At 61.7% G+C, this 14,226-nt stretch carries 9 protein-coding genes and 1 tRNA gene; 6 read left to right on the top strand and 4 right to left on the bottom strand.

From position 1 onward, the window contains the following. Nucleotides 1-8 precede the first annotated feature (8 nt). Together CABTHER_RS06605 and CABTHER_RS06600 are read right to left on the bottom strand one after the other, a co-directional pair. Nucleotides 9-1,847, bottom strand: a complete 1,839-nt coding sequence (locus CABTHER_RS06605) for an ATP-binding protein (RefSeq protein ID WP_014099832.1) — start codon at nt 1,845-1,847, stop codon at nt 9-11. Then, nucleotides 1,847-2,548: a 4'-phosphopantetheinyl transferase family protein gene (locus tag CABTHER_RS06600; RefSeq protein WP_187288347.1), complete on the bottom strand. Its 702-nt coding sequence runs from the start codon at nt 2,546-2,548 to the stop codon at nt 1,847-1,849. Before CABTHER_RS06600 ends, CABTHER_RS06605 begins: the two co-directional genes overlap by 1 nt. 93 nt (nt 2,549-2,641) lie before the next feature. Between CABTHER_RS06600 and CABTHER_RS06595 the strand changes: the two genes are divergently transcribed. The 6 genes from CABTHER_RS06595 to ftsY all read left to right on the top strand — a co-directional run bounded on the left by CABTHER_RS06595 (nt 2,642) and on the right by ftsY (nt 10,131). Continuing rightward, nucleotides 2,642-3,817, top strand: coding sequence for an alpha/beta fold hydrolase (locus CABTHER_RS06595; RefSeq protein WP_014099830.1), 1,176 nt, complete (start codon nt 2,642-2,644; stop codon nt 3,815-3,817). 23 nt (nt 3,818-3,840) lie between these two features. Then, nucleotides 3,841-4,608, top strand: coding sequence for a crotonase/enoyl-CoA hydratase family protein (locus tag CABTHER_RS06590; protein ID WP_014099829.1), 768 nt, complete (start codon nt 3,841-3,843; stop codon nt 4,606-4,608). Further along, complete coding sequence (locus tag CABTHER_RS06585; RefSeq protein ID WP_014099828.1) at nt 4,605-5,735, top strand: outer membrane protein assembly factor BamB family protein; 1,131 nt, start codon at nt 4,605-4,607, stop codon at nt 5,733-5,735. Before CABTHER_RS06590 ends, CABTHER_RS06585 begins: the two co-directional genes overlap by 4 nt. Before the next feature lie 44 nt (nt 5,736-5,779). Next, nucleotides 5,780-5,880 (top strand) — tRNA-Sec (locus CABTHER_RS16995). 111 nt (nt 5,881-5,991) lie between these two features. Further along, nucleotides 5,992-8,700: a penicillin-binding protein 1A gene (locus CABTHER_RS06580; protein WP_014099827.1), complete on the top strand. Its 2,709-nt coding sequence runs from the start codon at nt 5,992-5,994 to the stop codon at nt 8,698-8,700. Between the two features lie 45 nt (nt 8,701-8,745). Then, a complete protein-coding gene (gene ftsY, locus CABTHER_RS06575; protein WP_014099826.1) occupies nt 8,746-10,131 on the top strand; it encodes a signal recognition particle-docking protein FtsY in 1,386 nt (461 codons plus the stop codon). A gap of 69 nt (nt 10,132-10,200) precedes the next feature. On the opposite strand, the gene CABTHER_RS06570 is transcribed toward ftsY, so the two are convergent. Both CABTHER_RS06570 and CABTHER_RS06565 read right to left on the bottom strand, forming a co-directional pair. Further along, nucleotides 10,201-11,664 (bottom strand): response regulator, encoded by a 1,464-nt coding sequence (locus CABTHER_RS06570; RefSeq protein ID WP_014099825.1) that lies wholly within the window; start codon nt 11,662-11,664, stop codon nt 10,201-10,203. Nucleotides 11,665-11,694: 30 nt separating this feature from the next. Beyond that, a complete protein-coding gene (locus CABTHER_RS06565; RefSeq protein WP_014099824.1) occupies nt 11,695-13,977 on the bottom strand; it encodes a response regulator in 2,283 nt (760 codons plus the stop codon). Between the last annotated feature and the right edge of the window lie 249 nt (nt 13,978-14,226).

Raw genomic sequence — 14,226 nt, 5'->3', positions numbered from 1 at the left:
GCAGAGCTTCAGGACGTGGAGACCTGCGGTTTTGCCGGTGGGGGGAACTGCCCCGATGCGGTCGTTTCCGGCGAGGGAGAAAAGACCGGTGCCGGAGTGCCGGTTGGCGTACGCCGTCCCTGTAACCGTGAGTCTGTCGCCGGTTCCTCCCGCAACGGCGTCGCCCTGGCTTCCCTGGGCAGAAGGACGATGACTTCCGCCCCCGAAACGCCATCCGTACGGTTGCAGAGATAAATCCGTCCGCCGTGATCCGAGATAATCTGATAGACAATCGCCAGTCCCAGCCCGGTGCCACCCTCCCGGTTGGAGTTGAACGGTTCAAACGGACGTTCCAAGTTGTCCGGGGGGAAGCCCGTCCCATTGTCCAGGAGCCGGATTTCAATCTGGTCAGCCAGTGGCGTGAGCGTGATGCGGAGTTCGCCCCCGTGTGGCATGGACTGAAGGGCATTGCGGGCCAGGTTCCATACAACCTGTTTGAGCTGGTCGCCGTCGGCCACGATGGACGGCAGATCAGGGGGGAACTGGAGCGTGAAGGTGTGGTCAGGACGGGTTTCCGGGCTGTGTTGCAGCAGGGAAATGGTATCGCTGATGAGCCGGTCAAGCTGGATGGTTTTCAGTTGCAGAGGCCGTGGGCGGGCATACCTGAGAAAGTCCTCGATGGTTCGGTTCAGACGGTCGGATTCGCGCAGCACGATACGCATGAGCTTGCTTTGCTCTTCGTCGAGCTGGAGTTCGGACTGAAGCATCTGAATTGCGCCGCGCATCGCAGCCAGCGGGTTGCGAATCTCGTGGGCAATCCCAGCGGCCATCTTGCCGAGCGCCGCCAGCCGGTCCTGGCGGCGGATTTCTTCCTCAAGTTTGAGAATTTCGGTCAGGTCCTGGAAGGAAAAAACATAACCGGTCGTTTTGCCCGACTCGCTGGTGAGCGGGGAGACAGCAAAACCAAGGTGCAGGGAGCGCCCGTCGGCAGCCGGGCAGTCGGCTTCAAACCGGTGAAAGGTATCCTTCTCCAGGTGGCCTGACCGAAAAGACCCCGATGTAGTGGTGAGGTCAAACTTCTGGTTGAGGTCGCCGAAAACTTCCTGAAGGGACTTGCCGCGCACCACGCGGGCGGAGTGGCCGGTGATTTCCTCGGCAGCGCGATTGAAGGTGATGATTTTGCCCTGCAAATCCACGGTGACGAGTCCGCTCTTGATGCTTTCAATGATGCGTTCATTGAGGACGCGCAGTTGGGCCAGATCGCGGGCGGCAGCTTCCAGTTCGGCATCGCTGCGCCGCAACCGCTCGGCAAGCTGGCCGCCGAGCACCGTCAGCGCCAGAATGGCAACGACATAAAGCAGCGGATTGTTTTGCAGGTAGCGTTCATTTTGCTCGACGATGGCATAGCCGCCCACGAGAAGCCCGACCTTGAAGGAAACGAGCAGCCCGACGTAAGCCACAGCACAGCTTACGCCAATGGCAATCGTTCCCAGGCGCGGCAAAATCATGGCCGCCACAAAGATGATGACCAGGTAAAGCGGCACAAGCGGGAAGGCCGAATCCCGCATCTGGTGGGTGAGCCAGGTGACGGCCAGCACGTCACCCAGCAACTGGACGTAGGCCTGCCAGAGATATTGCTCGGACATCCGCAGCCAGGTGAAATACACCACCGAGAGAAACCCCACGGCGACCACCAGCAAAACCAGAGGCTGGGGATTGATGTCGGCATTGGCCCACGATGTATCGGCGCGCGCCATGGCTACGGCCAGCGCCAGCAGAATCGAGACGACGACGAGCCGCGAGACGATGAGGTTGAGAAGGCGGGTGTAGAGCGGATTCATAAACCGTAGGCCTGCGGCAGCCAGCATCAGTTCAAGTCCCAGTCAAAGGTGACGACTTCGGGACCAGCGTCCGGCGGGCACTCGACGACAAGCGCGGCACGGGTCTCCTCTCGTGAGACATCCCTGACGAGCCAGGTCTGCCCGGAAGCATCCTGTATGGTGAAGTGGGAGACGTAACCCGTGCAAGTCCCCTCCCAGGGGAGATCAATGTGCAGCAGGCGGCGCAGGCTGGCTTTGCCCTGTGCTTTGAGCAGAGCCTCGTGGCACACCCAGTACCAGGCCATTGCCCGGCGTTGTTCCTCATCCGACAGGGCGCAGAGCCTACGATGGGTTGCATCGGGCAGACACCGGCGGGCGAGACCCCGCCAGTTGGCCCGTCGGTAAGTGACTTCAACATCCACTCCAATCCGCTGGTGGAGGGTGACGGCCAGCAGTCCGAGGTCGCCGGCATGCGTCAGGCTGAACATCAGGTGGGGAACTTCTGGCAGATAGGGCCTGCCGTTGGGCGTGTAGGCGAACCGCAGGTGCTGGGGGGGCAGACCGAGGTAGCTTCCCAAAATGGTGCGCAGGCGGGCGCGTCCCAGGCAGAACTGCCGGGCAGCCGCCGGCCGCCGGAAGCGCCGGGCCCGCTGCCGCTCATCGGCGCTGAGCAGACTTTCCACAGCTTCCACAGGGGCTGACTGGGGCAGGGGCAGCCACCAGAGATGAACAGCAGCAGAGGAAAGCACGGGCTGCGCCTTCGCCGGAGTTGCCGATTGGTTGGGAGTCTGGTTTAAGTAAGAGGTTGTCATTGATTCTGAAAAGCCGGCTTGGACTGCGCCATGTCTTTCCTGCTTGCCGAACGCCTGTTTACCGCCTTATTTGGCGAACCCACTGGGCCGCTGTATGACGAGGGCTACGCGGAGCGCCGTCCTGCCCGTCCGAGCACGGCACGCCCACTGCAATATGAACTGCTGCTGGATGCGCCCACCCTCAAGCTCCGGCACTACCTCCCTTTGCGTCGTCCGCGCCGGCGTCTTCCGGTCCTGCTCGTTCCACCGCTGATGGTGACGGCCGATGTCTTCGAGCTGCATCCGCGGCGCAGCCTGGCGCGTTACTTGGTCGAACAGGGCTATGATGTCTTTTTGCTCGACTATGGTAAGCCACAGTCGCGTGACCGTCGCCTGTCACTGGGGCGCTACATCGAGCACCGGGTACATACCGGGGTGCGGATGGTCAAGCAGGTGACGGGATCGGATGAACTGTCGCTCATTGGTTACTGCCTGGGCGGTATTTTTGCCAACTGCTATGCCGCGCTGCATCCGCAATCCGGCATCCGCAATATCGTCACGATTGGCACGCCGACGGATTTTTCGGCCATGCCACTTCAGCGGATTCTGGCTGGAGTTTCCCGCCAGCCGCTCGAAACTTTGGCGGCCACTTACGGTTACATTCCGGCGGCCGTCTGCAACGCATCCTTCCATCTGCTGCACCCGGACGCCATCCTGCGTCACCCGCTGGAGTTCTGGCGCAGCCTGCGTGACCCGGACTTTGCCGCGTCGCTTCGCCCGGACGGAGGCCGATATCTCGAATACGTCAACCTGACGGAAGCCGCCTTCCGGCAGTTGTGGCATAACTTCGTCATGGGCAATGAGCTGATGCAGGACCAGTTCACCATTGGCCGCCGGCGGGTCAACTATGGACGCATCCGGGCGGCGGCGCTTGTTCTGGCCAGCCGTGAAGACCGGCTTGTGCCACCGGCAGCCGTCACGGCCGTGACCAAAAAACTGACAACTCAGGATGTGACCGTACGGTTCGTCAAGGGAGGGCATCTGGGGATGCTGATAGGTTCACGGGCGGAACGAACCTGGCGCATCACGGCCGAGTGGCTCGACACCCGTTCCCGCTACCAGGCCCGCTACCGGGCGACGACTAGGGTCAAGAACAAGCCGGCCACGGTCGTTCCGCTGCCGGCGGCTTCCCTCCCGCTGCCGGCCGTCCTGCGCAAGGTCTCCTGAAGTCCCCTCAGTCCGGTCAATCCATGGAAACGGTCACGTATGAAGTCCAGGCAGGGGTCGCCGTCATCACGCTGCGGCGGCCGGAAGTGCGCAACGCCGTGGACGACCCCACTGCGGCGGCACTGGATGCCGCTTTTGACCGCTTTGAAGGTGATGACGCCTGTGCGGTCGCCATCCTGACCGGCGCGGGTGGTCACTTTTGCGCCGGAGCTGACCTCAAGGCCGTCGGTGCCGGGGCCAGAGTCAATCTGCACGAGACGGGACTGGCTCCAATGGGACCCACCCGCCGTCGTCTTCCGAAGCCGGTGATTGCTGCCATTGAAGGTTATGCGGTTGCCGGGGGGCTGGAACTGGCCCTGTGGTGTGATCTGCGGGTTGCCGCCCAGACGGCGGTGTTCGGTGTGTTTTGCCGTCGCTTTGGCGTGCCCCTCGTGGATGGCGGAACCGTCCGCCTGCCCCGGCTGATCGGATTTGGGCGGGCTATGGACCTGATTCTGACAGGCCGCCCGGTTGCCGCCGAAGAAGCGCTGGCCATTGGGCTGGTCAATCGTCTCTGCCCGGAAGGCAAGGCGTTGGAAACTGCGTTGGCTTTGGCGCAATCCATCGCGGCTTTTCCCCAGACCTGTCTGCGCAGCGACCGCCAGTCGCTGTATGAACAGGCCGGGTTGGACTGGGAACAGGCGCTCCGAAATGAGTTCCGGCGCGGAATGGATGTGCTGGCCACGGGCGAAACCCAAGCTGGCGCCCAACGCTTTGCGGGTGGTGCCGGTCGCCACGGAGCCTTTGAATGAAGCGCCCAGCCTGGCGGAGCACCCAGGTCGTTGTTGTCGTTGGGTTGGCTCTCGCTCTGAGCCAGATGCTGGTGGCGCAGCAGCGTTTACGTTGGCGCCCTGCGCCGCCGCTGAATGGCCGGGTCGCCATCGCCCCCACCACACTTCCCACGGACTGGCTTTATCTCGACCCGGACAGCGCGCGCCAGGAACCGCTGGTGACGGAAAACGCAGTGTATGTCCCGCTGCGCACTGGGAAGGTCGTGGCTCTGGCGCGAACGGACGGCGCGCGACTGTGGGAAAGCGCGCCGGGCGTGGCCACCACGGCCAAACTGTATCGCCTGGGAGATGCCCTTCTGGCCTGTGCCTCCAGCCCGGCGGCGGATGGCTCCCCGCCGGGCGGTATTGTCCGCCTGCTCGACCTGACAACCGGCGTGGTTCGCCGCGAAGTGACGCTGCCGGCGCCCATCACCTCGCAGGTGGTGAGTGACGGCCTCTGGCTCTATGTCCGGCTCGGAACGAACGAGATTGCAGCGCTGAACCCACAGGATTTTTCCCGCGGCTGGTCCGTCACTGGCGATTTTACAGAACATCTCGCCTATGCTGCAGGTGCGGTGTTCGTTGGCACTTCTGCCGGCGCGCTCTGGGCGTTGGACGCCAAAGACGGTCGCCGCCGGTGGACCTGTGTGCTGGGAGCAACGCCCGGGCCAGCGGCTGCTGGGGAAGAGATGGTGTACTGTGGTACTTCCAATGGTGAGGTGGTCGCTGTCAGACGTGCCGATGGCCGCTTGCGGTGGCGGCGGCGAACGGGGGCTGCCGTTATGACCCCGCCGCTTATCCGTCACGGACAGGTTCTTGTTGCCTCGTATGATAACTTTCTTTACGCCTTCCATCCGCAGACCGGTGAGTTACGCTGGCAACAGCAGATGGCAGGTCGGTTGGCGTCGCCTCCCTCCTGGTTGACGGAGACAACCCTGGCGGTGGCCGCCCTCGACGACTCTGAAATTACGGTCGTGCAGGTGCCGGATGGACGTATCGTGGCGCGATGGCAGCTTGCCACCGAGCGCATCTTCTCGGTGCTGCACGTGGAGCAGGGGATGGTGGTGATGGCAACGGAACGGGGCATTGCCGCAGCCCGGCTCCAGTGAGGCTTCCGGGTGGGAGGAGGTGGCGTGCCAAAAGGAAAACTCGCGGAGGCGCATGCGGTCCGGTGGCCGTCACGAACTTCAAATTCGCTGCGTCCGTGTGGCAACACGGATGGGTGGGTTCGACTCCCACACGCCTTCGTCTCCAAAGGCTGTGTTATGAAGCCAAAATGGCCCCAGTCCGAGGCCGGATTGCGGTCATGCGGCGTGCTGGCGAATAATCGTCCCAAGCGCGTACCTTTCGACGTAGGAGTTGCTGATGTCAAACGCCCTCAACCTTTCGCACCTGGTGGAAGACCCGGCAGCGGTAGCACGTCCGGGTTGGTCCCGATGGTGGCGCTGGGCTGCCCTGCCCCTGTCACTTGTCATCTCCGCATCCTTGGGAGCGCTCACCACACTGCTGTTCCTGCAGTGGTTTGCCACAACGGATGACTACCGGCAGGTGGCGGCTCTGGCCGACTTTCAGCCCAGTGTGGTGACGCGCGTGTATGCCGATGACGGGCGGACGGTGATTGGGGAATTTGCCTTGGAGCGGCGGGTTCCGCTGTCCTACGACGAAATCCCGCTGCGCATGCGCCAGGCCATCATGGCCATTGAGGACGCCCGCTTTGAGTATCACTGGGGCGTGGACCCGATTGGTTTGGCCCGGGCCGCCTGGAAAAATTTTCTCGCCGGGCGGACGGTGGAAGGTGGCTCAACCCTCACCCAACAACTGACCAAGATTCTGTTCCTGTCGCCGGAGCGAACCATCGAGCGCAAAATTCAGGAAGCCATCCTGGCGCTGCAAATTGAACGGCAGTACACCAAAGAGCAAATCATGGAGTTGTACTGCAACCAGATCAACCTGGGTGGGGGCGCGTATGGCGTTGAAGCTGGCGCGCAGTACTACTTTGGCAAATCCATCAAGGACTGCTCGATTGAGGAATGCGCCCTGCTGGCGGCTATTCCCAAGGCCCCTTCCGGTTACTCGCCCATTTTGCGTCCGCAGGAAGCCAAGCGCCGGCGCAATCTGGTGATTACCAACATGCTCGAAGCGGGCTACATCACGGCGGCCGAGGCCGAAGCCGCCAAAGCCACTGAGCTGAAGCTCAACGTCACTTCAGCGCGGGAACTCAACACCAGCGGGCCGTTTGCTTACGTTGTCGAAGAAGTCCGCCGCGAACTTGAAAGCCGCTTCGGAACGCGGGGAACCCACACCGGCGGCTTGCAGGTCATCACCACGATTGATGCCCCGGCGCAGATTCAGGCCGTCAATGCGGTGCGATGGGGGCTGCACCGGTATGAAGAGCGCCACGGCGGGAGCCGGCGGGATACCCCCATTCCGAACATTCTGGAAGAACTCAAGGGCAAGGACCTTTCCACGTACCGGCACCCGGAATGGGCCTATGAGCCGTTCAACGGCATGTATCTGCACGGACTGGTGATGCGCGTCACCGGTCGGACGGCCGAAGTTTCCTTCGGCAAGTACCGGGCGACGGTCACATTTTCGCCCGACCATCCCCTGCGCGAAGGGGACCTGCCGATGTTTGTCATCAAAAGTGGTGCGCCGCGCAACAGCGCCATGGAGCCGGTGATTGATACCCCACTGCCGTCGGCACCGGCGTCAACTTCAGCGCCGGGCCGCAAGGGACGGCGCGAGTCAAGTCCGCCTCCTACGGTGCCAGCTCCCAACGGGGTCCTTCAGGTTGAACTGCGTTCCCTTCCGGCTGTGGCTGGGGCCCTGCTGTGCCTCGATGCCAGGACGGGCGAGATCAAGACCATGGTCGGCGGCTATGACTTTTCGCAATCCAAGTTCAACAATGCCACCCAGGCGAACCGGCAGACCGGTTCCTGCTTCAAGCCCTTCATTTACACCGCAGCCATCGAGAACGGATGGACGCCGGATGATCTCGTCTCCGATACCCCGTTTCAGTCCGGCAACTGGTCGCCCCGGAACTATGATGGCAGCTTCACGGGGCCGATTCCGCTGCGTACGGCGCTGGCCAAATCCCGAAACATTCCGGCCGTCCGCTTGCTGGCCAGTGTCGGAATTCGGCGTGGGGCAGAAATGGTCCGGCGCTTTGGCATTACCAATCCCATGGCACCGTACCTGCCCTCGGCGCTGGGGGCGACGGAAGTGCCCCTCATTGAGATGGTTGCGGCCTATTCAGTCTTTCCGAACAAGGGGAAACGGGCCAAGCCCCACCTCATCCGGCGGATTCTCGATTACGACGGGCGAACGCTCTTTGACTTCGACCGGGATGAAACGGAGCGCGAGACGCGGGTCATTTCGGATTACGTTGCCGCCCAGATGGTGGACATGATGCGCGGCGTCGTGGACGGCGGCACAGCCACGAAAATCCGCGCCGTGGCGGATGGCGATCTCAACAAGCGTCAGATCGGCGGCAAAACGGGAACGGTCAACGACTGGACCGATGCCTGGTTTATTGGCTACACCCCTTCCATTACCTGCGGGGTGTGGATCGGCTACCCCGGAGAAAAACGAACCCTTGGGAAAGGCGAAACCGGAAGTGAAGCCGCGCTCCCTATGTGGATTGAGTTCATGAAGGTCTATCTGCGTGGCAAACCGATTGAAACCTTCGACAAAGCTCCGGTGCCGGACGCCGAACTTGAAAAGCTCCAGGCAGAACGGGACCGCCAGGAGCGCAAAGAACTTGAAAGCGGTGTGGCCACCTTGATGGAGGATACGGAAACCTCATCGGCCAAGCGGGCCATCACCGGTCAGCCAGGCTCACCACGGGATGAGGAACCAACCCGGCCCCGCCGGGCACAGACGCTGATGGAGGAAAGCACCGGGCAAACTGCTGTGGATGAGGCCCAGTCGGCGAAGCGCGCGCAGCGACAACGCCCCTCCGAACCAAGTGATGTGGCGCCACCGGCTCCGAAACCAACGGTCAAGAAACCATCATTCATCACGGATGACCCACCCAAGCCACCCCGGCGGGAACCGCCTGGGAGAGATCGTTAATGGTTTCAGCGCCAAGGAGACCATCGGTTTCCACGAAGGAGAACCATGCTGTTCTGGAGACGCAAGAAGGATGAAACGCCGGCTGAACGGGCTGGCCTGACCACCCTCTTTGGGAATGAGCCGATTCCGTCCCCGTCAGCGCCACCGGCCGGGGTTGAGGTTGCGGAGCCAGCGCCACTGCGGCCCGATTCACCCCAGTTGGAGATGGTTGTCCCGGAGCCGGCGGCCTCTCCGCCTCTGCCTGTGGCTCCGCCGTCGCAGCCTATGGCGTCGCCGGCGGCTGACCCCCAGACGGTCGCCTCCATGCCAGTGGAAACTGTGCCAGCGTCAGATGTCACGGCTGAGCCAGCCCGCCGTGGCCTGCTTTCCCGCTGGCTGGGATGGCCGGCGCCAGCGGATACGCCAACCTCCGGCGGTGTCCCAGATACAGCACCACCGGGCCAGCCGGTCACGAATCCGCCGCCGGCCGTCGTGGACGAGCCGCCACGGGAGACCTTCCTGCTGCGGATGAAAAACGCCGTACGGCGAACCCGGCAAAATCTCGTAGGCCGACTCGATACCCTGGTACGCGGCAAGAAGGTCATCAGCCCGGAGGTGCTTGACGAACTGGAAGAAATCCTGATTGGCGCCGATATTGGCGTCCGCACCACCCTTGAGCTTGTGGAGAAAATCCGCACCCAGGTGGATCGAAAACTGCTCAACGACACTGACGAACTCAAGCGGGTGTTGCGCCAGGAACTGCTTGCTTTGTTGCGGGCCCCGGTCAAGTCCGTCTCCGGGCGTGCTGTGCGCTCGGAACTCGATATTCCGACCGACATCCGTCCGTACGTCATGATGGTCGTTGGTGTGAACGGGGTCGGCAAAACAACGACCATTGCCAAACTGGCCCATCTCATCAAGCGCGAGGGCAATGACGTGATTGTCTGTGCCGCCGATACCTTCCGGGCCGCCGCTGCCGACCAGTTGACCGTCTGGGCGGAACGGGTCGGGATTCCAGTCATCCAGCAGAAGCCGGGGACTGACCCGGCCGCCGTGGTGTATGACGCCCTTCAGGCGGCCAAATCACGCGATGCCGATGTGGTCATCGTGGATACGGCCGGACGGTTGCACAACAAAGTCAATCTGATGAATGAGCTGGAGAAGATGTCCCGCATTGCGCGGCGTGAAGTGCCACAGGCACCCCACGAAGTGCTGCTGGTGCTGGATGCGGCCACCGGGCAGAACGGACTCGAACAGGCGCGCCAGTTTGCCAAGACCGTCCCTGTGACGGGTCTGGTGCTGACCAAGCTCGATGGCACGGCCAAAGGCGGCATTGTGGTGGCAATTGCGCGGGAACTGGGACTGCCTATCCGTTATGTCGGCACCGGTGAACAACTGGATGACCTGGCCGTGTTTTCACCGGAGGCCTTCGTGGACAGCCTTTTCGAGTAAGGGCGAATAACCATTCGCCCGTAACTTCCGCTTGTTGGGCCGGTGGGGCGCGTTGTCAGTCACGCGCGCCTACAGCATTTCACCGCAGTGTGGACAGATGATGTCACTTTCCAAGGCCTGCCCACCACAGTGCGGACATACGACCGTCTGAACTTCTGAGGCGTTTTCAGTTGGCGGCGGCGTCACTGCCACGATAACCGCACTGGCCAGAATATCCGTTCCAGTTTCCTGAAGCCGTGCCACCTCTTCCGCCGGTAGTGCTTCCAGCGGCAGGAGATCACCGGAGACATCAGCTTCATCAAGGGTTTCCGAAGGGGATGCCACAGTTGTGGGAACTGGCGTGAGTTCCTGGGTGGGATGTTCCGGCAGTTCAACTTCCGTCACTTCGTAGAGTCCGCCGATATGGACGGCTGCATTGCGGGAGTCGAAATGAATGCTCAGCCCTGCCGAAGGGTCGGGGGGTGGCAGTTCAGAAGTGATGCGTTCCGGCACGGTGAAGCTGATGTCCGAGATCGTTTGCGTTGGGATGGGAGCGAAGATGTTTCGGGAAGGATAGGGATCGGTGAACGGAATATCCTGCTTGATAATGGTTTCAGCTTCAGCCGGTGGTGTAGAGGCGGAGGTATCCACAGCGGATATATCTGGAGCCGGGGGATGGGCAATGGTATCCCCGGCTGTGTCCTGGTCTGCCTCTGGAACGGTATGCGCTGTGTGGTTATTGGAGGATTCTTCACTGAAATACGTCGCATAATCACCACTCGCAACGACGGAGTAGGGGTCGGGCAGTTCCATCGTGGGCGTGCGGAGTGTCGTTGCCGGGGCGTCCACCGCTGTCGGTGACACTTCCGGGAGTGGTACTGGCGGCTCTGTACCTGTTTCTGAAGGTGCAGAAGGGACTGCTGCTGGTTGCTCCGTGGCGCTGGAAACGCTGGCTGAATCCAGGGAGTGGGCAGCCTCTGGTGTGTCCGCTGCCGCCTGAGCGGACTGAGAAGGCTCTGGCAATGGTGCGAGGGGGGTGTCGTCCGCAGTAGTCGCGGCTTCCTGGTCGCTGGACGGAGCATTGTCCGGCGGCGGCACGGCTGCCCCTCCGCCAAAGACCGCCTCCACGTCCTCTTCCTGGACTTCTTCGACAAGCTCTGCCGGTTCTGTGCCCATAAGCGGGCGTCCATACTTGCGCCAGAGTGCGTGGATGGTTTCGAGCAGCGCAAACGGGTCAAGGGGCTTGACCAAGGTTTCGTCGGCACCGACGCGCGCCGCCTCGTTCCGGTCAAACGGTTCAACGTCGTGGTGAATCATCAGCACCGGAAGTTCCAGCTTGAGCACCTGCTTGATATGCCGGCAGGCTTCATAGCCGGTTTTTCCGGGCATGAGCACGTCCAGGATGACCAGGTCGGGATGCATTTCCCCGGCCCGGCGCGCGGCCAAATCTCCATTGCCAACCGCCAGCACCTCAAACCCCTGTTGCTGCAAAAAAGCTTGCAGGTCACGGCGGGTTGGAACGTGATCGTCAGCAATCAGAATTCGGCGGCTCATTCTGGGACGTGCGGTTGTCTCATGATGCCATCAAAGTCCCTTGGCAATGAACTTGACGCGCCCGTTGTCAACCGAGACGGAAAATGAAATGTGGGTACACTTCAGTTGATTTTTGATTTTCGCTGCCTGGTCGCACAAAATTTGGTGAAACCGCGCAAAGGTGAAATCCTGAAGTGATTCACCACACTGGCGTTTGGCCGCAACGACCGCCTCATAGAGCTGCTTGGCCAGGGCTTCTTCGGCTGCCGGATCGGCAAACGTAACCCGAAACTCTCCCGGAACAGACGGTGGCGGGGACTGAGTGGGCGGTGGCAGCGGCCCAGTGTAGGCCGGTGGCGGCGACAATGGCCCCGGATCGTAGGCTGGTGGCAACGGCCCGGTTGGCATCACCGAAGGTACCGTGGGCTGCTGAGGCGGCTGAAGTGAGGGCGCACCATAGCTTGGTGGAGGGGTGTAAGAGGGAGGGGCATACGGGGATGGTGGTGGCGGTGTGTGCCCACCCTGTCCGTAACCCATCTGTCCGTAGCCAGCCTGCCCATAACCGGTCTGCCCGTAACCGGTTTGACCGTAGCCGGCCGGTGGGTAGGTCGGTTGAGAGGGCGGCGCCGGCTGTGCGGGATAGGTTGGTGGCGCTGGTGGATAATAGGCCGGTGGCGCCTGGGGTGATGGTGAGCCGTAGGAAGCTTGCGGCAGTGTTTGGCTGGTGGGAGAGAGATACCCGCTGCCACCGGGGTAAGGCTGGTTGGGCGGGTACAGGGCCGGTCCAGGCGGCGGATACACCGGCAGGGAAGCTGCCGTGGGCAGTGCTGCCGGGCTGAGCGGGGGCGGCTCGGCCGGGGTGGCTTCCCGTGGCGCCCAGAGCGCCACCAGTATGCGCAGAATGTCAATGTCGTGGTGGGCCTGCTCGATACACTGTCCGACCGTGCGCCTGCCGTCAATCAGCGCCAGCACCTGACGCACTTTTTCCTGGGGAAAGCCCGCCAGCCAGGAAATGTCGAAGCCCGGTGGCAGTTTGGCGAGTGTGTGGGACGGGGGCAGCGACGCCAGCAGGCTTTGCTCCTCATCGTAGCGGTGCAGGGCTTCCAGAATCAGCTCCGAAGCCCGCATGTTGATGACATTTGGGCGGTTGACCGGCTGTTGCGTAAAGGCGTAGCTGCCCTCTGACCACTGCATCATGTGAATGATGGCAGCCATCCCCTGAAACGAGCCGGCTTCGGCATCCAGCACCGTGCCGTCCTTGAAGTAGATCATCCCCGTTTCCTGCTTGGGCGTGACAATCTTGACAACACCTTCCTTTCGTTCCCGCTCCATCTGGTTGAGGATGTCGGTGACGCTGGTGTGTGACAGTTGCCCCCCGATGCGGACTGCCGCTGGCTGGCGCTTGAGAATCCGTTTGACCTTGAGCGGGATTTCCTTGACGCTGAACGGTTTGGCCCAGTAGTCCTCAACGCCGAGTTCAAGTGCCGAAACCTTTTCGTCCTCCTGGGCCCGCGACGAAAGGCAGACAAAGGGAATCTTGGCCAGGTTCGGGTCGTCCTGCAGCGCCGCAAAAAGCTGGCTGCCATCCATCTTGGGCATCATCAGGTCGGAGATGACCAGCGCCGGCGGGTGTTGCTTGATGATATTGAGTGCCTCCAGCCCGTTGTTGGCCGTCATGATTTGGCAGCCGAGAGGCTTGATGATCTTTTCAAGGATCATCAGCACGTGGGGTTCGTCGTCCACCAGGACGACGAGGCGATCGGAGAAGTCTTCTGGGTCCTTGTTCTGGAGCCGGCTTGCATTCGCCTCCGTCACCCAGGTGGCTTTGGCCCCCTGCATCCATTTCTCGCTGCGCTCCTGAATCATTTCGCGCAGCTCTTTGCGGTAATCGGCGTCTTTTTCCCCAAAACCCGGCAGCATTTTGAGAAAGCCCATAGCGGCTTCGGATTGCTGCTCGGCAAGGTAGAGTCCGATGACCTGCCGGGAATACTCGTAAGCCCGGTCAAACTGCCGTGTCTCGAAGTAAATGTTGACGATGTTCTTGAGAATGGTGGCGCGCTGGGAAGGCTCAACCATCCGCTCCACCTTGCGGTAGAAGACCAGCGCCAGTTCGTACTGTTTGCTGCTCCGGTAGGCATCCGCCAGGCGCAGGAAGTGACTCACCGCGGCTTCGAGGTTGCCACTTTCCTGATATGCTTCGGCCAACCGCTTCAGGGCATCAACATTGTTGGGATTTTCGCGGACAGCATTGGAGAGTTGCTCGATTTCCCGAGCAAGTTTCATCTGGTCGAGCTGGCTGGCAACCTGTTTCCGAACATTCTTGAAAAGTTCCATAGTTACTCACGGCTCCACCGGAACGGTCAGTGCAGTGGGTCTGCCTGACGGATAAGGGGTGACAAGTCCAAGCCAGCAACCCTGCGATGCTGTGACGGCCAGGCATCAGGTTTTCCGGGGCTGCGGGAGCATCTGACTGGTGTCATCCGCACTTGAAGCAGCTCGAAAGTGTTTGCAGTCTAGGACAGGTTGGCCATTGAAGCAACGTACTACTGAGTGAGTCGCCGGCCCGGTCACAGGCCTGAGGGA

The organism is Chloracidobacterium thermophilum B (assembly GCF_000226295.1).
Classification (GTDB): domain Bacteria; phylum Acidobacteriota; class Blastocatellia; order Chloracidobacteriales; family Chloracidobacteriaceae; genus Chloracidobacterium; species Chloracidobacterium thermophilum.
The sequence above is the reverse complement of the archived record's forward strand: the minus strand, read 5'-3'. Positions and strand labels throughout refer to the sequence as shown.